Consider the following 22,241-nt stretch of genomic DNA (forward strand, 5'->3'; position numbering starts at 1 on the left):
ACTTTTTTTCGCAATCTTGAGTTTGTTTTTGCTTATGTTGTCCAGAACCTTGCTGTGCCTCGCTGTCATCAGTGTATCCACACCTTTGCTCGCCGATACCGTCTGGTTGAAGAACGGTGACAAGCTGAGCGGCAAGATCGTTCTTTTCGATGGAGGCAAGTTGCTGATCCAGACCGAGTACGCCGGTGCGGTACCTATCGATTGGAAGCAGGTCAAAACCCTGGAAAGCGATCAGGAGTTGCTGGTCAAGCAAGATGCCTACACCGGCGAGAAGGCCAAGTCTCTGCATGCCGCAGAAGATGGCAAGGTCACGTTGGCCAACGGCGAGGCGCCCAAGACCGTGGAGCTGACAAGTGTCCAACAGATCCTCAAGCCCAAGCCGGTGGTCGAGGACCTGGTGTGGAAGGGCAATATCGACGCGGCTCTGGATTACCAGCGGGCCGACAACGATACCGACGATTACAACATCGACTTCAAGACCACTGCACGGCATGGGCGTTGGCGACACATTGCCGAAGGCGAGTACAACCGCGAGTTCCAGGATGACGTGGTCACCACGGACAATTGGCGCGCCGAGTATTCCCTCGATCGCTTCCTGACGGATAAATGGTTCTGGCAAGGTCGCCTGGTCTACAAGCGCGACAAGGTCGAAGATCTGTCTCGTCAGCGAACCGTGGGTACGGGCCCTGGTTATCAGTTCTGGGATGATGAGCTGGGGGCGTTTTCCCTTGGGTCGCTGGTCAACCGCACGGACTATGAATTCGCCGATGGCAGCAAGGAAAACTTCTATTCCGTGGCGATGAAGTGGGATTACAACCGTTATTTGGTTGGCAAGAAGGTCGAGTTCTTCACCAATGGAGAGGTGGGCAAGCCGATGTCAGGCGTGGCTGATTACGCGCTGGATGCGGAGATGGGCTTGCGCTACAAGGTGACGGACTGGGCTTCGCTCAATCTGAAGGCGGAACGGGACATTATCAGTGGCACTGATGATTCGGATCTGGACAAGACACGGTACACCGCGGGGTTTGGTGTGACTTGGTAAAGCTCGCTCTTCTATAAGATCGCTTTCGCGGGCAAGCCGCGCTCCTACAGTATCGTGTGAGACGCGGTATCGCGCACGACACAACACTGTAGGAGCGAGGCTTGCCCGCGAAGGCGTCAGCACAATCGATAATGATCGATCGGCAAAAAACACACAGGCACAAAAAAGCCCCGCTGTTGAGGGCGGGGCTTTTTACTAAAGCAAGTGCAAGTTAGATAACTTGAACTTCTTCAGCTTGCATGCCTTTCTGACCGCGGGTAGCGATGAAAGAAACCTGTTGGCCTTCTTTCAGGCTTTTGAAGCCGTCGGATTGGATAGCTTTGAAGTGAACGAACAGGTCGTCACCGGATTGTGGAGTGATGAAGCCGAAGCCTTTTTCATCGTTGAACCACTTAACGGTACCGGTTTGGCGATTAGACATGGTGTAACTCCTTGAACAAAGATAACTGCGACTCAGGAAGAACCCTGGCCGAGACTGAGTGCAAAGAGCAGGAAAAATTCTTGTAGACGGTTGGATCGAAATTCAACATATCGTGTAGAGATTCTCAGTGACACAAGCAGCACAGTGGCGCCACCTTAACCCTTTTTCGGAAACGTGCCAATGCTTCTTGCGAAGGTTTCTGGGTTTTCATGATCGACGGTGCAGCGTATTGCTCCGATGGTCCAGAAATCTCGCAGGATCGTCGAGAAATGTGCCCAGCGCTTTGAACCCGGCAGCGCGCCCCGGTAAGATGCCGGACAGATTTTTCCACCTCGCTATTCAGGACACCCGCCATGAGCATCAAATCGGACAAGTGGATTCGCCGCATGGCGCAGGAACACGGCATGATCGAGCCGTTCGTCGAGCGTCAGATGCGTGGCAGCGACGATAGCCGTGTGATCTCCTACGGCGTGTCGAGCTACGGCTACGACGTTCGCTGCACCAATCATTTCAAGGTGTTCACCAACATCAATTCGGCGATCGTCGACCCGAAGAACTTCGATGCCGGCAGTTTCGTCGATATCCACAGCGACGTCTGCATCATCCCGCCGAACTCCTTCGCCCTGGCCAGCACCGTCGAATACTTCCGTATTCCGCGTAACGTATTGACCATTTGCCTGGGCAAGAGCACCTACGCTCGCTGCGGCATCATCGTCAACGTCACCCCGCTCGAGCCGGAGTGGGAAGGCCACGTGACCCTGGAATTTTCCAACACCACCAACCTGCCAGCGAAGATCTACGCCAACGAAGGCGTGGCGCAGATGCTGTTCCTCGAGTCCGACGAGGAGTGTGAAGTTTCCTACAAGGATCGCGGCGGCAAGTACCAGGGCCAACGCGGCGTAACCCTGCCACGGACCTGAGTCAGCCGTCTGACAAAACGTGGGAATTCCTGGGCGAGCGTACACTCTATGGAGTGTACCGCCCCGATTCGCGCAAGGCGGATCGGGCCATCGCTCAGGAGTGCTTTATGAAGATCGACCCGCGAATAAGTGCCGAACTGGCAAGGCTTGAGCCCAATCAGGTTGGCGTTTTAGCCTGGTCGTTGCTGGCACACCCGCCCATCAGCATGGCCGGGGGCATCCCTGGCCAGCCTGATCCCGATACTCCCAACGAACAACCCAGCGAACCCGGTGAGCCGACTTTGCCGGATGAACCGCCTCCCGCGCCTGTGGCCTGAGAGTGGAGATTTGGCTTTGTAGGAGCAGAGCTTGCTCGCGATGTCGGCACATTCAACATCGTTGTGTCTGACACTCCGCTATCGCGAGCAAGCTCTGCTCCTACAATATTTGGGTGTTACTTGAGGTTACCGCTCAGGAACTGCTTCAAACGCTCACTCTTCGGATTGCCCAGCACGTCTTCCGGCGCGCCTTCTTCCTCTACCAGGCCTTGATGCAGGAACAGCACCTGGCTCGACACTTTGCGGGCGAAGCTCATTTCATGGGTCACCATGATCATGGTCCGGCCTTCTTCGGCCAGGCCCTGGATCACCTTCAGCACTTCGCCTACCAGCTCCGGGTCCAGCGCCGAAGTCGGTTCGTCGAACAACATGACTTCCGGTTCCATGGCCAGCGCCCGTGCAATCGCTACGCGCTGTTGCTGACCGCCGGAGAGGAAGGCCGGGTATTGATCGGCCACTCGCGCGGGCAATCCAACCTTGTCCAGGTAGCGGCGGGCACGCTCCGTGGCTTCCTGCTTGCTGCAACCGAGAACACGGATGGGTGCCATGGTGATGTTTTCCAGCACGGTCATGTGGCTCCACAGGTTGAAGTGCTGGAACACCATGGCCAGGCGGGTACGGATCCGTTGCAGTTCGTTGGGATCGGCGACATGCATGCCGTGGCGATCCTTGACCATGCGGATCGCCTGACCATCGAGGCTCATGGCGCCGTCATTGGGTTGTTCGAGAAAGTTGATGCAGCGCAGAAAGGTACTTTTACCCGAGCCGCTGGCGCCGATCAGGCTGATGACGTCGCCGGTATTGGCCTTGAGCGAAACGCCTTTGAGCACCTCATGATCGCCATAGCTTTTATGCAGGCCTTCAATGGTCAGTTTGTACATGAAACAAGCATCCTCAAGGCGAAAGTAGGTAGCCGCTGCGATAGGCTTCGGCGCCCGCGACGTGGGCGATCACCATGCCAGCAGTGGCCATGCGGCGCAGCGAACGGGCGTACATCAACCCGGCGGCGGTGCAGTGGACCGGTGTGACTCGGTCAGAGATCGGATCGATGATTTCGGCGATCAGTTGCCCGGCCTCCAGGTATTCTCCCGGTAGCGCTGTGAACACCAGCAGCCCGCCGACCGGGGTGGCCACAGGTTCGACGCCGGCCAACGGCGTGGCCGGGTAGGGCAGGTCGGGCAGAGGTGCCGGTTCGCCAGCTATCGCGCCAAAGTGAATCAGGAAATCGATCAGTGCCTGGCAGTCGAGGCTGGCCAGCGGGTGATTGACGTCGCCCTGTCCGCGCAGCTCGACGGTGACCGAAAAACTGCCCAGCGGAATATCGAAGTGCTCACCGAAACGCTCCTTCAATTGCCACCAGAGCAGGGTGAAGCACTCATCGAACGATTGACCACCGGAATCGGTGGCTAGCAGGCTGGCTTCGGCACCAATGTAACGTGCCAGCGGCTCGACCTGCGGCCAGGCTTCTGGCGTGGTGTACAAGTGCGCAACTGCTTCGAAGTCGCAATGCAGGTCCAGCACCATATCGGCATCGCAGGCCAACCGTTGCAAGGTCAGGCGCTGGGATTGCAGCTGGGTGCTGGCAGTCTGTCGTGCCAGTGCCTGGCGCAAGCTGTTGCGGACCAATTGCAGGTTGTATTGCGGGTCGTCGCCGAGTTGGCCTTCGATGTCGTTGCCGACCTCTTCGCTCAAGTCAACAAACCAGCGGTTGAAGTTCTGCCCGCTTTCCAGCTCGTAGCGGCCCAGTGGCACGTCCATCAGTATTTGTTCCAGACCGACCGGGTTGGCGACCGGGACCAGGACGATTTCGCTGCGCAGGCGGCCAGCGACCTCCAGCTCGGCCAGGCGTTGCTTGAGATGCCAGGCCACCAACATGCCGGGCATTTCATCGGCATGCAGGGACGCCTGGATGTAGATCTTGCCTCGGGCGCTTGTAACGGTAGGCGCTGTTGCAGGCCCGAAGTGGAAACTGTGGATCTGCCGTGCGGTCCCCGGCAGTGGGGCCAGCAAGTCATGTATCTGGTGGCGCATGTGTATGAAGTCCTAGTGGGTCGGCCCGAGGAAGGCCAGCCATCGGCGTTCGGCAAGACGGAACAGGCCGACTAGCGCAAAGGTGACGGTCAGGTAGATCAGCGCGGCGATGCCGAACGACTGAAAGGTCAGGAAGGTTGCCGAGTTGGCGTCCCGAGCGACTTTCAGAATGTCCGGAATAGTTGCGGTGAACGCCACGGTGGTCGAGTGCAGCATCAGAATCACTTCGTTGCTGTAGTAGGGCAACGAACGGCGCAGGGCCGAAGGCATGATCACGTAGGCATACAGCTTCCAGCCTGTCAGGCCGTAAGCCTTGGCCGCTTCGACTTCACCGTGGGCCATGCTGCGGATCGCCCCGGCGAAAATCTCCGTGGTGTAGGCGCAGGTATTCAGGGCGAACGCCAGGATCGTGCAGTTCATCGCGTCGCGGAAAAAACTGTCGAGCAGTGGTTGTGCGCGCACCGCTGCCAGGCTGTAGATCCCGGTGTAACAGATCAGCAACTGGATATAGAGCGGTGTGCCACGGAACAGGTACGTGTAGAACTGCACCGGCCAGCGAATGTAGAAGTGCGGCGAAACCCGGGCGATGGACAGCGGAATCGAGACAATGAAACCGAAGAAAATCGACGCGCTGAGCAGCCACATGGTCATGGCCAGGCCGGTGATGTTCTGGCCGTCGCTGTATAGAAAAGGTTTCCAGTATTCCTGCAGGAGTTCGATCATCGTACGGCCTCCCGTGTGCCGGCGGCGTAGCGGCGTTCGAGTCGGCGCAGGATGAAGTTGGAGACACTGGTGATCACCAGGTAGATCAAGGCGGCGAGTACCAGGAAGTAGAACAGTTGATAGCTGCTTTTACCGGCGTCCTGCGCGGCCTTGACCAGATCGGCGAGACCGATGATCGATACCAGCGCGGTAGCCTTGAGCATGACCATCCAGTTGTTGCCGATACCTGGCAGGGCAAAACGCATCATTTGTGGGAACACCACGATCCAGAAGCGCTGGCCACGTTTGAGGCCATAGGCGGTGGCCGCTTCGACCTGGCCCCGTGGTACCGCGAGAATCGCGCCACGGAAGGTTTCGGTGAAATAAGCGCCATAAATGAAGCCCAGGGTAATGACCCCGGCGCTGAATGGGTTAATTTCGATGTATTCCCATTCCATATAGTCAGTCAGCGACGTCAGCCAGGTTTGCAGGCTGTAGAAGATCAGCAGCATCAGAACCAGGTCCGGCACCCCGCGAATTAGCGTGGTGTAGCACAGGGCAGGCACGCGCAGCAGTTTGGCTTTTGACAGCTTGGCACTGGCACCGAGCAGACCGAGCAACACGGCCACCAGCAGCGACATCGCCGATAATTTGATGGTCATCCAGGTGCCTTGCATCAGCAAAGGACCGAAGCCCTTGAGGCTGAAGGCTGAGAGCCCCAGATTTTGTAATAGGTTTTCGAACATAAATCAGCAGCCTGATCGGAAGAAAAAAGCGCCCATCGCGAGATGGGCGCCGGGCATTATTTGCCGCTGTACAGGTTCAGGTCGCCAAAGTGCTTCTTCTGAATGGTGGCGTAGGTGCCATCATCGTGTAACGCTTTGATACCTTTATCCAAAAGGGCTTTCAGCTCGGTGTTACCTTTCTTAATGCCAACTGCGGTTTTGGCTGGCAACAGAGGGTCATCAACCGGCTTGCTGACTTCGAAGTCGGCACCCTGTGGCGACTTCAGGAAGCCCAGTTCGGCTTGCAGCATGTCTTGGATGCCCGCGTCGAGACGACCGGAAGTCAGGTCGGCGTAAACCTGGTCCTGGTTAGCGTAGGCCTGGGTTTTCACACCGGCCTTGTCCAGAATGGCCTTGGCGTAGGCTTCCTGAATGGTGCCTTGCTCGTAACCGACGGTTTTGCCTTTGAGGGAAGCGGTGTCGGTCGTGATGCCGGAGCCTTTCTTGTACACGAGAGCGGTTGGGCCGGAGAACAGCTCACTGGAGAAGTCGATGACTTTTTCGCGGGCTTCGGTGACGGTCATCGAAGAGATAACACCGTCGAATTTATTGGCCTTGAGGCCAGGAATCATGCCGTCGAAATCGCTTTCGACCCATTTGCACTTGACCTTCAGCTCGGCGCAGATTGCGTTGCCCAGATCGATATCGAAGCCTACCAGGCTGCCGTCGGCCGCTTTCGACTCGAACGGGGCGTAGGAAGGGTCAACGCCGAAACGCAATTCCTTGTATTCCTTCGCCAGCGCAGAGCCAGCAGCTACGCACAATGCCAGTGCAGACAGGGTCAGCAATGCTTTTTTCATTATTCAATCCCTAAGAACCAATATGGGCGCTTGTGGCGCAGAATTATTGTTACTGGTACGCGTAAGACTTAATGAAAGTAGCAATTTCCGAACCAGAGTGACGAACAAGCGTTTAAATGGTGTCGGGGAAATTGCCGGAAGCGATTAGTGCACGAAAATGGGCGGCGTGAAAAGCCTGCACTGTTGTGGATCGGGTTGATGTGAAAATCTAAAAGATCGCAGCCTGCGGCAGCTCCTACAGAGGTTGATGTAGGAGCTGCCGCAGGCTGCGATCTTTTGATCTTATTTACCCGGTGTCAGAGTCAGGCGCTGGGTGCCGTAAACCCTGTCAAAGTTCTGTGGTTGCATCGGCAGGCTCATGTATTGCCCCTTCAACCACGGATCGATGCTGTTCAGGTAGTTCGGGCTGGCCGGGTTGCCGGACTGGCCCGTGGCGAGTTGCCCTGTCAGCGGTTCTGCCTGGCCGAAGTCGACGATAAAGCGCATGGCGGGCGCCAGCGTCGTGTTGAAGTCCTGGCCCCAGGCGAACGCCGCGGTGTTGAGCGTGGTGTGATCGCCACCGGCCGGCAGCGGTCCGCGCACGGTCTGGCCGTTGCTGTTCTTCCATTCGTAGCGGTGCAACTTGCCCCACTGCCAAGTGTTGTGGCTGCCGCCCAGCTGACTGTCGCCAGCGCTGATCGCCGCGGCCAGGCTGCGGGCGAGGATGGTCGGTTTGTCCTCTTTCTGCGCGGTGCGCGTGTCATCCCAGAACGGACTGTCTTCGCGACCCAGCAGATGATCGGCCTGTGCGGCGTACGACAGCTTGCCGTTGGCGATAAAGGCTTTCCACGCCGGACTGCTTTCCGGGCCCAGTTCGTCGAGGAATATCTGCTTGGTGCTTTCTTGCAGGAACAGCTCGTAGATCGCGGCATCGGCGGACGTCGGGCTGAGTTTGCCGTCGAATGCCATCAGGCGGGTAAAGGCTTCGCGTGCCTTGTCGCGATCGGCCGCTGGCAAGGCATCGATGGCCTGCTTGAGTGGCTGGGCCATGCCCGGAGCTTCGAACATTTTCTTCAGTTTGGCGGCGAACGTGGTGGTCTGGTCGTACTGCATGGCGATCAGGCTGCGGGTGTCGTGTTTACCCGCTCCGGCCAGTTCAGCCAGGCGCTCGCCGCGTTCCGGCGCCGACCAGGAGTTGGACAGTTGCATGCCGTAGCCATGGGGAATGACACGCTGGTTGGCGGTGCCGAGCCAACCTTGCGCCGGGTCCTGATCGTAAGGGTGCAGCATTGGGTCGGCGTAACCGTCCCAATCGTAGCGACCGTCCCAACCTGGCGAAGGCAACAAACCTTCGCCTTCGCGGCGGTTCGGGTAGCGACCGGTGACCTGCCAGCCGATGTTGCTGGCATCGGCAAACACCAGGTTCAAAGCGATGGCGCGGATCTCGCGACTGGCGTCCGACGCCCTTTCTACGTTCTGCGCGCGGGACAGGTCGAAAAAGGCGTCCAGGGTTTTGTCATCGGTGAAGTTCGGCGTCTGCAAGGCAAGGCCGAAACCGCTGCCTTGGGCCAGGCCTTGGGCGCTATTGAGCAGTGGCCCATGACGGGTTTCGTACACGGCTTCGCGAATCGGCCGCTGGCCTTTGACGAAATAGGTTTCGTTGCGCACGATCGCAGGCGTCCATTTGCCATTGGATTCGTAGGCGAGGCCGTTACCCTGGCGTTTGATTTTTTCCAGGAACAGGTCCTGGTTGTCGCCCATGACCGTGGTGGTGCTCCAGGCAACTTTGCCGTTGAAACCGCCAAGGATCATTGGCAATCCGGCGATGGTCACGCCGGATGCCTGATATTTCGTGGTGCGAATCTGCACATAGCTGAATATTGACGGCACACCCATCGGGCCATGGCTGTCGCTGGCCAACAGGCTTTTGCCGCTGCGGCTGCGCTGCGGACCGATGGCCCAGTTGTTCGACGACGTGGCGCCCAGCAAATTCAGGTCAGAGAGTTGTCCTGTGGCCTTGCTGATCTCAGTCAGCCCCGGTATTTGCCCTGTGAGCTTGATGCCCTGCAGCTTTTCGCTTTCGGCCAGCGGCAGTTTTTCATCCGGGGCGGAAGGGGTCAGCCACGGGAGTTTGTCGGTAGTGACTGTCTGGGCCAGCACCAGTGAGGAAATTTCCTCGGGCAGGTTGGCCGACTGACTGAAGTTCAGCAGGCAGAAAATCAGCGCCGAGTCTTCCGGTTTCCAGTATTCAGGCTTGTAGCCACTGGCCGCGAGGTCGGCCGGCAGTTTGTCGCGATAGCGGAACAGGTAGGCGTTGACCCCGCGGGCATAAACCTCGAAGAACCGTTTGAGGCGTGGTGAAGAGGCTTTGTAGAGTTCGCCGGCACTTTTCTTCAGATTGACGGCACGCATGTAGCGGTCCGCATCCAGCAGGTCTGAACCGTGCATCTCGGCCAGGCGTCCCTCGGCTAGCAAGCGCAGGGTGACCATTTGTGTGATGCGGTCGCTGGCATGCACGTAGCCGAGGGTGAACAACGCGTCGTGGAACGTGCTGCTTTCGATCAACGGCATGCCCATCGCATTGCGGCGCACCGAAACGTTCTGTGCCAACCCCTTGAGCGGCTGCACGCCGGAAACCGGCGGGAGGGTGTCTTGGGCATTGAAGCTCTGACAGCCGGTCAGGCTCAAAACCCCCGCCACTGCTGCGGCAACGCCGAACCGGGGTAGAAAATGTGTAAGGGCTGGCGAGGCCATGGCAAAGCTCCTGCGGGGGGTGGTGGCGCGATAAAGTCGCTACGTTAGTGAGCAGGAGGTGGCCGTGCAAGCGGGGTATGGGGTTATTTCAGGATTTGTCTGAGAATTGAAAAAGATCGCAGCCTTCGGCAGCTCCTACAAGTAGTTCGCCGATCGAATGTAGGAGCTGCCGAAGGCTGCGATCTTTTCAATGTTCAATCACGGCTGGTGGAGAAACTCAGGCATGGTGCTCAAACAAAACGCAGCACTGATCATCATTGATCAACAAAAAGGCATCCTGCACCCCAAACTCGGTCGCCGGAATAATCCTCAGGCCGAGGAGCGAATGCTGGAATTACTGAGCCATTGGCGTCGCAGCGCACGCCCGATCTTTCATGTGCAGCACTTGTCTCGCTCAGAGACTTCCGTGTTCTGGCCGCAGCAATCGGGGGTGGAGTTTCAGGAGCGGTTTGAGCCTTTGCCTGGCGAGCAACTGATTCAAAAACAGGTACCGGATGCGTTTTGTTCCACAACGCTGGAGGCACGTTTGCGCGGGGCGGGGATCGAGCAGTTGATCATCGTTGGCGTGGCCACCCACAACTCGGTGGAGTCCACGGCGCGAACGGCGGGCAATTTGGGGTTTGATACCTGGGTGGTGGAGGATGCCTGTTTCACCTTCGACAAGGCTGATTTCTTTGGAAATGCCCGTTCAGCCGAGGAGGTTCATGGGATGTCGCTGGGGAATCTGCAGGGGGAGTATGCGACGGTAGTCAGTACGGCGCAGATTCTGAATTGATGGTGATTTTGAGGGCCTCTTCGCGAGCAAGCCCGCTCCCACATTTGGTTGGTGTCGTGCACAAAACCAATGTGGGAGCGGGCTTGCTCGCGAAGTCGGTCTATCAGGCGAAAATGATTTCAGCCCGAAGCCTCAAGCGCCGTGACACTTCTTGAATTTCTTGCCGTTGCCACATGGGCACGGGTCGTTGCGGCCGACGTCTTTCAGGGCGTTGCGCACCGGTTCCTGAGGGGCGTGGTTGCAGTGCGGGCCGTGGACATGGCCATGGTCGTGATCATGGTGGTCATGATCGTGGTTGCAGTCTGGGCCATGGACATGGGGTTGCTGGGTCATCGGGGTTACTCCGGAATTAGATCGGCGGGGATTATCACGCCATTACGCGCCAGGTGCACGTAGTGCGCGATGAATAAACCGGTTTCCATCTCACCTTCCAGACGATAGGGGATGCCATCCTTGGATTCTTTGAGCTGTTTGATCAGACCCTTGACCTTGGGCCATAGGTTGGTGCGGATCGGTACCTTGTAAAAACGGCTGCTCTTGGGGTCGACGGTGATCCAGTGTTCATGCTCGCCTTCGGCCAGCAGGATGTCACCCAGGTGAATGCGATATTCCAGGCCGCGCACGGTCAGGTCACTGTCTCTTCGATTGTCGATGCGAAAGTGCAGCACGAACCGCTGCTCCAACAGCTTGGCTCGCACCACTTCCACCTTGACCAGATGGACTTCCGGGTCCGGCTCATCACTGCTGAACCAGGACGCGCAACCGCCGAGCCCAAGGCAAAAGGTCAACGTAATAAAACAGCATGCGAGTCGGCGGATGATCATGGTCGTGGTTCTCCCTTGAACCCCAGTCTAGCCGTTAAAAGATCGCAGCCTTCGGCAGCTCCTACAGGTGTATGTATTCCCCTGTGCAGGCTGCGATCTTTTTACCCTGGCTCAACTGCCGAAATACCCCGAACAGCACTTCTTGAACTTCTGTCCGCTGGCGCAAGGGCAGGCGTCGTTGCGCCCTACATCCAGTGGCACGGTGGGGTCGATGAAATACCAGCGACCGGCATTCTGCACAAATGACGAGCGCTCGCGGTGGCTGTGCTCGCCGCTGCCGTCGTGCCAACGCGCAGTGAAGGTGACAAAGGCATGCTCAGGCTGCCCACCCAGCACTTCAGAGCTCTCCACCTCAAGACCCAGCCAGGTGCTTTGGGCGCTCCAGTCGCTGATCGACTGGCGATCGAGGCCGGCCTGCTGGGCGGGCAGGGTGGTCGCCACCAGATAATCGATCAGGCCGAGCACGTAGGCGCTGTAGCGCGAGCGCATCAAGGCTTCGGCACAAGGGGCCGGGTGCCCGGCGTGGTAATGACCGCAGCAGGCGTCGAGGAGGGTGCCGCTGCCGCAAGGGCAAATGGATGTACTCATGGCATTACCACCAATATTTCCCGAAGTTTTCCGGATTGGCCCAGAAGCGCGAGTTGAGCCAGTCGGGCACCTGCTTGTAGTCAAGCAAATCATAGGTAAACAGTGTCAATACCTGGTCATCGCGCTGGAAGCGCTCGCTGGCTTGCAGGGCCAGAGAGAAAAAATCCGTCTCCTGCCAACCGCTGGCCGGCAGATCAGCCAGTACTGCGATGCGACTGGCGTTGAGGTTGCGGATGCCGCCCAGCAAATTCAGGCCGTCGCGCTTGGGCAAATGTTCAAGGCAATCGACCGCCAGCGCGAGATCAAAACGTTGCGCCGCCAGTTCGGCAGGCAGCGGCCCGGGGGCGGCGTGAGCCACGCAGCTGTCCGGGTGCGCGAGCTTGAAGGCCTCAAGCGCGGGGAACTCACTCGCGCCAATCAGCAAAAGGCGCGAAGGGGCGTAACGATCCAGTAAAGCGGCCAGCGCCTGTTGTGGCGTGCGCGAAGAAATACCTGCAGTCATCGATGATCCTCACTCAGATGTGCCAAGACTAGCCTGCCTGCAACTTCGAGCCTAGAGCGGCTTGATCGTTAAAGTGGTGATCGCGTCTGCATGCTGGACAAAACAGCAATGGCCTATTGCTGGCGGAGTTTTAAACTCCGGTCTTTACTCCCTGAATCGGTTCTAAGCCGATCCTTCAGGAGAAAACTAGATGAGCATAGTTCGGACAGCATTACCCCTGGTTCTGCTAACCAGTGTGTTGACTGGTTGCGCAGGTTTGCAGAAAACCGACTGGCCGACCTGTGCAGCGGTCGGCGGTGTCGTAGGCGCGGGTCTCGGAGCCACCGAGAGTTCGTCATGGGCAGGGTATGGTGCACTGCTTGTAGGCGGTACGGCGGCGGCGTATTGCTGGGTTCATGGCGATGGCGATGAAGACGGCGACGGCGTGCCGGACAGCCGTGACAAGTGCCCGGGCACACCTCACGGCGTGAGGGTCGATGCCGATGGTTGCCCACCACCAGCACCTGCTCCTGTGGTTGAAGAAGCGGCGGTAGTCAAGGAAGAAACCATTGTCATCCGCGATGTTCACTTCCAGTTCGATAAAGCGACACTCACCGCGTCTGACAAACAGGTCCTGGATAAGATTGCCACTCGCTTGAAAGCGGAAGCCCCAACCGCTCGGATGACAGTGACCGGTCATACCGACAGCGTGGGCAGTGATACTTACAACCAGAAACTGTCGGATAAACGCGCTCACTCTGTGGTTGAGTACCTCATCCAGCAAGGTGTGCCGCGCAGTAACTTCGTGTCTGTTTCCGGTGCCGGTGAAAGCCAGCCGGTTGCCGACAACAAAACCGCCGACGGCCGTGCACAAAACCGTCGTACGGAAATCAAAATCGAGCGCTGAGTCCCTCGCGTCCGCGGCTTGTGCAGTCGCGGATGCGGGTCTTTACTCCTGTGTAACCGGCATTGGCCGGTGACACAGGAGCTTTCAAAAATGAGCAATCTCACACGGACCGTCTTGCCGGTTCTGCTGCTAGGCAGCCTGTTGACCGGTTGCGCTACTCACAGTGATGGCACTGCCCCCCTCAATCAAAGTAACTGGCCGATCTGCAGCGTCATTGGCGGACTGGTCGGCGGAGGCCTGGGCGCTATCGAAAGTGGCGGTTGGGCGGCCGGTGGAGCGGCGCTCGGTATTTTGACCGGTGGTTTGATTTGTTACGCCCAGGACGGTGATGAAGACGGCGATGGCGTTTTCGACCGTCGTGATCGTTGCCCCGGCACCCCGGCCAACACTCCAGTTGAACATCATGGCTGCCCGCTGCCGCAATACCCGGCCAGCGAGAAACCTGCGGAACCTGCAGCGCCAGAAGTCATCACGTTGAGTAATGACGTGCTGTTTGGCTTCAATCAATCCGACCTGACTCCCGCCGCGCAGAGCCAGCTTGACTCGATCATGAGCAAGCTGCTGGACGCCAGCGTGTCGAGCATCAAGGTGGTGGGGCATACCGACAGTGTCGGGGCCGATGCCTACAATCAGGCATTGTCGGAACGACGTGCCAGCAGCGTAGCGCAGTACCTGCTGAGCCAGGGCGTGGCGCCGAGCAAGCTCACCAGTGAAGGCAGGGGCGAAACCCAGCCAGTGGCCGACAACGAAACAGAGGAAGGGCGCGCGAAAAATCGTCGCGTGGAATTGCACATCAATCACTGAGCCCCGAAATAGAGCCGTCGAGCGAAATTTCGCAGCGTTTCGACGGCCATTCGGCGATCTTCATGAAGAATTTTCGTCCACCCTCTGGCATATCCCGCGTGGAAGCCGTTACTGTGCGCCCAAAGAATAATTCTCATCGGGGGGCGTATGAAGGTGATATGGGGGCTGGGGAAGCTGTTGACCCTGCTGTTCTGGCTGGTGGTGCTGGCCAATCTGCTCATGCCGTTCGTCTATCCGCTGCACCTGCTGGTCAACCTGGCCGGCGGCCTGCTGGCGACCCTCCATCTTCTCGAAGCGCTGCTGTGCTATCGCAGCCTCAGAGGTCGCGCCCATCCGTGGCTCGATCGCTTGAAGATTATCGTTTTCGGCGTTTTCCACCTGCAAACCATTCCGGCTGCCACCGCACCTAAGGCTTCCCATGCGTAAATTCTGTCTGCTCGCCGCACTCATCAGTCCATTGGCTTGCGCCCAGGTGGTAAGCGTTGAATCCAATTCGCTGATGCGCCTGCCCAACACCGCCAGTACCTTGCAACTGGAGCGCCTTGAGGTGGCCGACTACGGTACGCTGCTGATTCCTTCGAACGTGACCGAAGTCACCGTGGGCGAACTGCACCTGGGACGTGATGCGCGGATCGCGATCGTGCCCAGCGAACAGGTGCTGGAGCTGAAGGTCAGTCGCGCCGAGTTGTCGCAAGGCAGCCAGATTACATCCCGCGGCGCGCCGGGCACTTACCAGAAAGCCGCCCGCTCCGGGCGCAATCTGAACCTGCAGATCAAGGCCCTGAGCGCACCGCAATTGCTGGTGGATGCTCGCGGCGGCGCGGGCGCGCCGGGTTTTGTCGGGCTCGATGGGGCCAATGGTCAGGCTCCGGGCTGCACCTGGGGCCAGGCGGGCCGAGGTGCCGATGGCAGCGACGGTACTGACGGTCAGCCTGGCGCACCGGGGGCGTTGGTCAAATTGGCAGTGCCGCGTGATTACCCGGCAGAGCAGATCAAGGTTCAGGTCGCAGGTGGAGCCGGAGGTCTGGCCGGGTCAGGTGGCAAGCCGGGAGCGGGGGGTAAAGCCAAGGGTTGCCTGATTTATACAACGGAAGGCGGCAAGAGCGGCAAGCCAGGGGCTGACGGACAGCCAGGGCTCGCGGGAGCCGAGGGTTCGGTGGTGGTGCAGCGGTTGTAAGCCGTTTATGAAATGTGTGTGGCCTGATCCATTGCTTTCGCGGGCAAGTCGGGTCGCCGCATCGCACGCTCCTACGGGATTTACGTCGATCGCGGACGATGGACCTTGTAGGAGCAAGGCTTGCCCGCGATGACGTCAGCTCAAGCGCCTTAAAATGTTGGTCGAACCGAAGCAATTGCCACAACCACTAACCCCACCAGCAAATTAATCCCCACCACCTTGCGAATCCGTCCCAGCACCGCAGCCCCCGCTGGCCAATCCTGCGCTTCTACTGCAGTGCGCAATTCGGGCAGCATCAACGCCTGAATCCGGATAAACAGCGCGGTCATCACCACGTATAAGCCCATCATCACTTGTACATAACGCGGTGCCTGTTCAAAACCGGCGAAGTGCAAATTCAGCATGACCACGCCGCTGACGGGCAAAAGCACCACCGCCCCCCACACCCAGCGGAAAAAACCTTGAAACACTTCCAGCCACAGCTTCAACCGGGCAGGGCCCTCCAATGCCTTGATCGCCGCGGGGCGCAAGACCATCCAGGCGAAAAACATGCCCCCTACCCACACCAGCGCGGCGAGGATATGCAGGCTATAAACAAGGCTAAAAGCGGTCATTGGGGTACTCCGTTCTGCGCGGGATTCATTAGCGGGGTATGATAGCGGCCGAACCGAACTACTGAAAATTTATCCAGCGTTTTTTGCGTCCGACAATCCATGATCAGCACTGAACTCAAAACCACGATCCAGGGCGCTTACTCGCGTTTTCTCGAAGCCAAGAGCCTCAAGCCGCGCTACGGTCAACGCCTGATGATCGCCGAAGTCGCCAAGGTCCTCGGTGACATCGATACTGACGACGAAGGCCGGCGCAGCGGCGAGCCCGCTATTGTTGCAGTGGAGGCCGGTACCGGTACCGGCAAGACCGTAGCCTATAGCCTGGCGGCGATCCCCACGGCCAAGGCCGCCGGCAAACGACTGGTGATCGCCACGGCCACCGTGGCTTTGCAAGAGCAGATCGTCTACAAGGATTTACCCGATCTGATGCGCAACAGCGGGCTGAATTTCAGTTTCGCCCTGGCCAAGGGCCGCGGCCGCTACATGTGCCTGTCCAAGCTCGACATGTTGCTTCAGGAAGGGCACGCGCAAACCGCCACCGCCCAGCTGTTCGAAGAGGAAGGCTTCAAGATCGAGGTCGATGAAGCCAGTCAGAAGCTGTTTACCAGCATGATCGAGAAACTCGCCGGTAATAAGTGGGACGGTGACCGCGACAGTTGGCCGAACGCCCTGGAAGATGCCGACTGGGCACGTTTGACCACTGATCACAGCCAGTGCACCAACCGCCATTGTCCGAACTTCGGCCAGTGCGCCTTCTACAAGGCTCGTGAAGGGATGGGCAAGGTCGACGTAATCGTCACCAACCACGACATGGTGCTGGCTGATCTGGCGCTGGGCGGCGGCGCGGTACTGCCGGACCCGCGGGACACCATCTACGTGTTCGACGAAGGCCATCACCTGCCAGACAAGGCCATCGGCCACTTCGCTCATTACACGCGTTTGCGCTCCACCGCCGACTGGCTGGAAACCACGGCCAAGAACCTTACCAAACTGCTGGCCCAGCACCCGCTGCCGGGCGATTTGGGCAAGCTGATCGAGCAGGTGCCGGAGCTGGCGCGGGAGATCAAGACCCAGCAGCAGTTCATGTTTACCGCTTGTGAACAGATCGCCGATTTCAAACCTGGCGAAGACGTCGAGGGCCGCGAGCGACCGCGTCACCGTTTCGTCGGCGGAGTAATCCCCGAGCACATGCGCGAGATGGGTATCGAACTGAAGAAAGGCTTTGCCCGCCTGACCGATCTGTTCACCCGCCTGACCGATTTGCTCAAGGAAGGCATGGATGGCGAGGTCAACATCGGTATCGCCAGCAATCAGGCCGAAGAGTGGTATCCGTTGTTTGGCAGCCTGTTGTCCCGTTCTTCGGGCAACTGGGAGTTGTGGACCGCCTTCACCGTCGAAGACCCGGAAGACAACCCGCCCATGGCGCGCTGGTTGACCCTGGCCGAAAGCGGTTCGCTGTTCGATATCGAGGTCAATGCCAGCCCGATCCTTGCGGCAGAAATGCTGCGGCGCAACTTGTGGAACGTCGCGTATGGCTGCCTGGTGACCTCGGCGACATTGACCGCACTGGGCACCTTCGACCGTTTCCGTATGCGCGCCGGTCTGCCGAAAAAAGCCGTGACCGCCGTGGTGCCAAGCCCGTTCCATCACGCCGACGCGGGTGTGTTGCGGGTGCCGAATCTCAATGCGGATCCCCGCGATGCTGCGGCACACACCGCAGCGATCATTCGCGATCTGCCGGAACTGGTCGAGGGCTCTCGGGGCACGCTGGTGTTGTTCTCTTCACGCAAACAGATGCAGGACGTGTTCGATGGTCTGGACCGCGATTGGCGCAAGCAGGTGTTTATTCAGGGCAACCTGTCGAAGCAGGAAACCCTGAACAAGCACAAGGCGCGGGTCGATGGCGGGGATTCGAGCGTGTTGTTCGGCCTGGCGAGCTTCGCCGAAGGGGTCGACTTGCCCGGTGCCTATTGCGAGCACGTGGTCATCGCCAAGATTCCCTTCTCGGTGCCCGATGATCCAGTCGAAGCCGCGCTGTCGGAGTGGATCGAAGCCCGGGGCGGCAATCCATTTATGGAAATCTCCGTGCCCGACGCCTCGCTGAAACTGGTCCAGGCGTGCGGGCGCTTGCTGCGTACCGAAGAAGACCGCGGCACCATCACCTTGCTCGACCGGCGCCTGGTGACCCAGCGCTATGGCAAGGCGATCCTCAATGCGTTGCCTCCCTTCCGTCGTGAAATTTCCTGATGTACCGGTGGGCAAATTTGCCCACCGCGTTGTCTATCTCTCTGCCACCGCTTTTCCACTGGCCCATTGAGGTCGTTAGGGAGAATTTCGTTCTCATGATTCGCCGTTCGTTGCCTGCCGTATTTGCCTTGATCTTCGCTGGCCCGTTGCTGGCAGCGCCCGCCGGCCAGCAGACGCTGTTCAATTTTGTCCGGCCCGCCGATGTGGTTCGGGTGGTCACCGAGAACGCCGACCTGCCGCAAGCCAACGCCGAGCAAACGCCTGAAGGCGAAGTGCTGCGGCGGGTGACCTTCAATCCGGTGGCCCGCCCGACCTTGCGCCTGACCCCGCAAACCGGCGCCTGGGACTGGTCGCAGTCCGGCATGATGAGCCTGCGCATTCAGAGCGCGATGAACTGGGCGATCACGCTCTATGTGCAAATCCAGAGTAACGACGGCAAGACCTTGATTAGCCGTATCGACTTGCCGGCAGGTCCGGCGCAGACATTGTTGGTGCCGCTGGTTGCGACTTCGCCGCTGAGCCAGGGCATGAAGGCCGGGCCGCCGATGCCGACAACGGTTGATGGCCAGCGTGTCTTGTTGGCCAGCAGCAGCGGTGAGCTGGATCGTGGCCAGGTGGTGTCGGTCAGCCTGTGGATGGATCAACCCAAGGCAGCCCAAAGCATTCTGCTTGAGCGCTTTGGCGTACAGGACGGCGAAGCGATCACCCACGCCGTATACGGCAATCTGGTGGACGCCTACGGCCAGTCGACTCGGGGCAAATGGCCGGAAAAGATCGCCAATGACGAACAATTGAAATCCGCTGCCGCCAAGGAACAGCCACAGCTGAAAACCTGGCTAGTCGAGCGCGAGAAGTCGTCGCTGGACAAGTTCGGTGGCTGGACCCAGGGCCCGGCATTCAAAGGCAGCGGTTTTTTTCGCACGGAAAAACGCGATGGTCGCTGGTACCTGGTAACGCCGCAGGGGTATCCGTTCTACTCATTGGGGGTCAATACGGTCGCCGCAGACGTCAATCAGACCTACATCGCCGGTCGCGAATGGATGTTCGAATCCCTGCCCAAGGCTGGCGAGCCGCTGGCCAATCATTTCGGTGAAGGTGATCACCGTGGTGGCAACGGCGTCGACCAAGGACGCGGCTTCAATTTCGGGCGCTGGTATGACTTCTACGGCGCTAATCTGCAGCGCCTGTACGGCGACCCTTGTGCGCCGGGCCGCGAAACCAAGGCCGGCGTTGCGGCAGCAGCCAAAGCCGATGCGGTAGAGACAACGGCAGAGAAGGCGGCCGAACTGCCGGTTGCTCCATCGACCGTCGAATCCGGTGTCGCCGAAGCGGCCAGGGCGGGTGCCGAACAAGCATCGGCGACGCAAGCGATCGAGCCAGCATCGGCCGAACCCTGCAAAGCGCCGTTCGATGAAAAACGCTGGGCCAGCCAGACCCTTGATCGCCTGCAAGCCTGGGGTTTCAACACGCTGGGCAACTGGAGCGCGCCGGTGTTGGGGGACTCGGAGCGCATGCCGTACACCTTGCCGCTGTCGATCGTCGGCGACTACACCAGTATCAGCACCGGTAATGACTGGTGGGGCGGCATGCCAGACCCGTTCGACCCGCGTTTTGCCATGGCCACCGAACGCGCCGTGGCCATCGCCGCCCGCGACCACCGTGACGATCCATGGCTGATCGGTTATTACGCCGATAACGAGCTGGCCTGGGCCGGTCCGGGTGACGACCCGAAGGCGCGCTATGCCTTGGCCTACGGCACCTTGAAAATGACCACCGATGTACCGGCCAAACGTGCCTTCCTCAAGCAACTGCGCGATAAGTACCGTAATCAGGAGGGCTTGTCCAAAGCCTGGGGTATTGATTTGCCAGCCTGGGAGTTGATGGAAGATCCGGGCTTCGTGCCGCCGCTACCCAGCGCGGAGCACCCGGAAATCGAGGCTGACTTCAAATACTTCCAGAAAGTCTTCGCCGACACTTATTTCAAAACCATTTCCGACTCGCTCAAGTGGCACGCGCCGAATCATTTGTTGCTGGGTGGTCGCTTTGCCATCAGCACCCCGGAAGCCGTTGAGTCCTGCGCCCGGTATTGCGATGTATTGAGTTTTAACCTGTACACCCTGCAACCGCAGGATGGCTATGACTTCGCCAAACTGCGCAGCCTCGACAAGCCAATCCTGATTACTGAGTTCAACTTCGGCTCGACCGATCGCGGCCCCTTCTGGGGCGGTGTGACGCAACTGGCGAAGGAGGAAGACCGAGGCCCGGCCTACGCAAATTTCCTCAAGCAAGCGCTGAGCGAGCCGTCGATAGTGGGTGTGCATTGGTTCCAGTACCTCGATCAGCCGGTAACGGGACGACTGCTGGATGGTGAGAATGGGCATTTCGGTTTGGTGGGCATTACCGATCTGCCCTTCCAGGGGTTCGTCGACAGCGTGCGCAAGAGCAACCTGGCGACCGTCGATCAATTGGCCAAAGAAGCGAAAAGCGCCAGCGCCGAGGCCGATAAAGCCAGCCATGACGCCGAAGGTGGACGCCAGGGCGAAGCCGGTAAAGGCCCGGGGAAGGGCGCAGGACATGCGGGTGGGCATTCAGGTAATGGCCATTAAGATCTAGCACTGCGTCATCGTTCTTCGCGGGCAAGCCTCGCTCCTACAGGTTCGGTAGAGTTTTGTGGGAGCGAGGCTTGCCCGCGAAGGCGTCTGTACAGTCACCAAAAAAATTCTGATCAATTGTGAGGGCGGTCGACCGCCCAGCCCGCCCCTGTTCCCAAATTCCTCAAGGGCTGGAACAATGCGGACCACTTTTTAGAGCGTTTATCCGGGGAGTTGCGGGTGCAGATTCAGGGTCATTACGAGCTTAAGTTCGAGGCAGTGCGTGAAGCGTTCGCGGCACTGTTCGACGATCCTCAGGAGCGTGGCGCGGCGCTGTGCATTCGCATCGGCGGCGAAACCGTGCTTGATCTGTGGTCCGGCACCGCCGATAAGGACGGCGCTGAGGCCTGGCACAGCGACACCATCGCCAACCTGTTCTCCTGCACCAAAACCTTCACTGCCGTGACGGCCCTGCAACTGGTAGCCGAAGGCAAGCTGCAACTGGATGCCCCGGTTGCCCGCTATTGGCCGGAATTCGCGGCGGCCGGCAAAGAGTCCGTGACCCTGCGCCAATTGCTCAGCCATCGGGCTGGTCTGCCAGCGCTGCGTGAATTGCTAGCCCCCGAAGCGCTGTACGACTGGCAAACGATGGTCAACGCCTTGGCGGCCGAAGCCCCTTGGTGGACACCGGGTGAAGGCCACGGCTATGCGGCGATCACCTATGGCTGGCTGATTGGCGAGTTGCTGCGTCGGGCCGACGGTCGTGGGCCGGGTGAATCCATCGTGGCCCGGGTCGCCAAGCCTTTGGGCCTGGATTTCCACGTCGGCCTGGCCGATGAGGAGTTCCATCGCGTGGCGCATATCGCCCGTGGCAAAGGCAACGTCGGCGACGCTGCGGCCCAGCGCCTGCTGCAAGTGACCATGCGTGAACCGACGGCCATGACCACCCGCGCCTTTACCAACCCGCCGTCGGTTCTGACCAGCACCAACAAGCCGGAATGGCGGCGTATGCAGCAACCGGCGGCCAATGGCCACGGCAACGCCCGCAGCCTGGCCGGGTTTTACGCAGGGTTGCTCGATGGCAGTCTGCTGGAAAGCGAAATGCTCGACGAGCTGACCAGAGAGCACAGTGTCGGCGAGGACAAGACCTTGTTGACCCGGACTCGTTTCGGCCTGGGCTGCATGCTCGATCAGCCAGACGTGCCTAATGCCACATACGGTCTTGGCTCGCGAGCGTTCGGCCATCCGGGTGCCGGTGGTTCCATCGGTTTTGCTGACCCGGAGTATGATGTGGCTTTCGGTTTTGTGACAAATACACTGGGGCCGTACGTCTTGATGGATCCGCGCGCACAAGGGCTTGTGCGGGCACTGGCCACTTGTCTGTAAACCCCGCTCGAAGGTCCCAGGTCCGGAACCCGAAAGCCTTTTCAGTTTCAAATCATCTGCTTATACGGGCATACCGGCCTGATATTTTTTCGACTTCAT

Annotated in this window: 23 protein-coding genes; 11 read left to right on the forward strand and 12 right to left on the reverse strand. The window is 59.2% G+C overall.

The genetic code is table 11. From position 1 onward, the window contains the following. Positions 1–34 precede the first annotated feature (34 nt). Positions 35–1,042, forward strand: coding sequence for a DUF481 domain-containing protein (locus ABTV22_RS06335; RefSeq protein WP_433739062.1), 1,008 nt, complete (start codon positions 35–37; stop codon positions 1,040–1,042). Positions 1,043–1,253: 211 nt separating this feature from the next. Here the strand turns inward: ABTV22_RS06335 and ABTV22_RS06340 are convergent, their stop codons facing one another. Next, positions 1,254–1,463 carry a cold-shock protein gene (locus tag ABTV22_RS06340; protein ID WP_002554837.1) on the reverse strand — a complete coding sequence of 70 codons (210 nt, stop codon included), beginning with the start codon at positions 1,461–1,463 and terminating at the stop codon, positions 1,254–1,256. Positions 1,464–1,816: 353 nt separating this feature from the next. Here ABTV22_RS06340 and dcd point away from each other — a divergent pair, with 353 nt between their 5' ends. Beyond that, entirely contained in the window at positions 1,817–2,383 is a 567-nt protein-coding gene (gene dcd, locus ABTV22_RS06345; RefSeq protein WP_007940589.1) for a dCTP deaminase, read from the forward strand. A 107-nt stretch (positions 2,384–2,490) separates the two neighbouring features. Then, on the forward strand, positions 2,491–2,700 hold the full coding sequence (locus ABTV22_RS06350) for a hypothetical protein (protein WP_033058968.1): 210 nt from the start codon (positions 2,491–2,493) through the stop codon (positions 2,698–2,700). A gap of 116 nt (positions 2,701–2,816) precedes the next feature. Here the strand turns inward: ABTV22_RS06350 and ABTV22_RS06355 are convergent, their stop codons facing one another. From ABTV22_RS06355 to ABTV22_RS06380, 6 genes are all read right to left on the reverse strand, one after another. After that, positions 2,817–3,581, reverse strand: coding sequence for an ABC transporter ATP-binding protein (locus ABTV22_RS06355; protein ID WP_433739063.1), 765 nt, complete (start codon positions 3,579–3,581; stop codon positions 2,817–2,819). 13 nt (positions 3,582–3,594) lie between these two features. Then, positions 3,595–4,731, reverse strand: coding sequence for a succinylglutamate desuccinylase/aspartoacylase family protein (locus tag ABTV22_RS06360; RefSeq protein WP_433739064.1), 1,137 nt, complete (start codon positions 4,729–4,731; stop codon positions 3,595–3,597). A 12-nt stretch (positions 4,732–4,743) separates the two neighbouring features. Continuing rightward, the gene (locus ABTV22_RS06365; protein ID WP_433739065.1) at positions 4,744–5,454 is read right to left on the reverse strand and encodes an ABC transporter permease; all 711 of its coding nucleotides are present in this window, start codon (positions 5,452–5,454) and stop codon (positions 4,744–4,746) included. After that, complete coding sequence (locus ABTV22_RS06370) at positions 5,451–6,179, reverse strand: ABC transporter permease (protein ID WP_433739066.1); 729 nt, start codon at positions 6,177–6,179, stop codon at positions 5,451–5,453. Before ABTV22_RS06370 ends, ABTV22_RS06365 begins: the two co-directional genes overlap by 4 nt. A gap of 56 nt (positions 6,180–6,235) precedes the next feature. Continuing rightward, a complete protein-coding gene (locus ABTV22_RS06375) occupies positions 6,236–7,018 on the reverse strand; it encodes a transporter substrate-binding domain-containing protein (RefSeq protein WP_110966728.1) in 783 nt (260 codons plus the stop codon). 282 nt (positions 7,019–7,300) lie between these two features. Next, complete coding sequence (locus tag ABTV22_RS06380) at positions 7,301–9,751, reverse strand: penicillin acylase family protein (RefSeq protein WP_433739067.1); 2,451 nt, start codon at positions 9,749–9,751, stop codon at positions 7,301–7,303. A gap of 223 nt (positions 9,752–9,974) precedes the next feature. Between ABTV22_RS06380 and ABTV22_RS06385 the strand changes: the two genes are divergently transcribed. Continuing rightward, positions 9,975–10,526 carry a cysteine hydrolase family protein gene (locus ABTV22_RS06385; RefSeq protein WP_433739068.1) on the forward strand — a complete coding sequence of 184 codons (552 nt, stop codon included), beginning with the start codon at positions 9,975–9,977 and terminating at the stop codon, positions 10,524–10,526. A gap of 132 nt (positions 10,527–10,658) precedes the next feature. Here ABTV22_RS06385 and ABTV22_RS06390 read toward each other — a convergent pair whose 3' ends face one another. The 4 genes from ABTV22_RS06390 to ABTV22_RS06405 form a co-directional block, all read right to left on the reverse strand. Then, positions 10,659–10,859, reverse strand: coding sequence for an SEC-C metal-binding domain-containing protein (locus ABTV22_RS06390; RefSeq protein WP_175379911.1), 201 nt, complete (start codon positions 10,857–10,859; stop codon positions 10,659–10,661). A gap of 5 nt (positions 10,860–10,864) precedes the next feature. Beyond that, positions 10,865–11,350: an LEA type 2 family protein gene (locus ABTV22_RS06395; protein WP_433739069.1), complete on the reverse strand. Its 486-nt coding sequence runs from the start codon at positions 11,348–11,350 to the stop codon at positions 10,865–10,867. A gap of 111 nt (positions 11,351–11,461) precedes the next feature. Beyond that, a complete protein-coding gene (locus ABTV22_RS06400) occupies positions 11,462–11,938 on the reverse strand; it encodes a YchJ family protein (protein ID WP_433739070.1) in 477 nt (158 codons plus the stop codon). A gap of 4 nt (positions 11,939–11,942) precedes the next feature. Continuing rightward, complete coding sequence (locus ABTV22_RS06405) at positions 11,943–12,440, reverse strand: DUF6231 family protein (protein ID WP_433739071.1); 498 nt, start codon at positions 12,438–12,440, stop codon at positions 11,943–11,945. Between the two features lie 190 nt (positions 12,441–12,630). Between ABTV22_RS06405 and ABTV22_RS06410 the strand changes: the two genes are divergently transcribed. The 4 genes from ABTV22_RS06410 to ABTV22_RS06425 all read left to right on the forward strand — a co-directional run bounded on the left by ABTV22_RS06410 (position 12,631) and on the right by ABTV22_RS06425 (position 15,307). Then, the gene (locus ABTV22_RS06410; protein ID WP_433739072.1) at positions 12,631–13,326 is read left to right on the forward strand and encodes an OmpA family protein; all 696 of its coding nucleotides are present in this window, start codon (positions 12,631–12,633) and stop codon (positions 13,324–13,326) included. Between the two features lie 90 nt (positions 13,327–13,416). After that, entirely contained in the window at positions 13,417–14,130 is a 714-nt protein-coding gene (locus tag ABTV22_RS06415) for an OmpA family protein (RefSeq protein WP_433739073.1), read from the forward strand. A 147-nt stretch (positions 14,131–14,277) separates the two neighbouring features. Then, positions 14,278–14,556, forward strand: coding sequence for a DUF1145 domain-containing protein (locus ABTV22_RS06420; protein WP_433739074.1), 279 nt, complete (start codon positions 14,278–14,280; stop codon positions 14,554–14,556). Further along, positions 14,549–15,307, forward strand: a complete 759-nt coding sequence (locus ABTV22_RS06425) for a collagen-like triple helix repeat-containing protein (protein ID WP_433739075.1) — start codon at positions 14,549–14,551, stop codon at positions 15,305–15,307. The genes ABTV22_RS06420 and ABTV22_RS06425 overlap by 8 nt, the downstream gene beginning before the upstream one ends. 149 nt (positions 15,308–15,456) lie before the next feature. Here ABTV22_RS06425 and ABTV22_RS06430 read toward each other — a convergent pair whose 3' ends face one another. Then, positions 15,457–15,921 carry a CopD family protein gene (locus ABTV22_RS06430; RefSeq protein ID WP_433739076.1) on the reverse strand — a complete coding sequence of 155 codons (465 nt, stop codon included), beginning with the start codon at positions 15,919–15,921 and terminating at the stop codon, positions 15,457–15,459. A 99-nt stretch (positions 15,922–16,020) separates the two neighbouring features. Here ABTV22_RS06430 and dinG point away from each other — a divergent pair, with 99 nt between their 5' ends. From dinG to ABTV22_RS06445, 3 genes are all read left to right on the forward strand, one after another. After that, positions 16,021–18,165 carry an ATP-dependent DNA helicase DinG gene (dinG, locus tag ABTV22_RS06435; protein ID WP_433739077.1) on the forward strand — a complete coding sequence of 715 codons (2,145 nt, stop codon included), beginning with the start codon at positions 16,021–16,023 and terminating at the stop codon, positions 18,163–18,165. Positions 18,166–18,260: 95 nt separating this feature from the next. Next, positions 18,261–20,771, forward strand: coding sequence for a beta-agarase (locus ABTV22_RS06440; RefSeq protein ID WP_433739078.1), 2,511 nt, complete (start codon positions 18,261–18,263; stop codon positions 20,769–20,771). 225 nt (positions 20,772–20,996) lie between these two features. After that, positions 20,997–22,142, forward strand: coding sequence for a serine hydrolase domain-containing protein (locus ABTV22_RS06445; protein ID WP_433739079.1), 1,146 nt, complete (start codon positions 20,997–20,999; stop codon positions 22,140–22,142). Positions 22,143–22,241: the final 99 nt, after the last annotated feature.

This window comes from Pseudomonas putida (assembly GCF_050990305.1).
GTDB classification, from domain to species: Bacteria; Pseudomonadota; Gammaproteobacteria; order Pseudomonadales; family Pseudomonadaceae; genus Aquipseudomonas; species Aquipseudomonas putida_AH.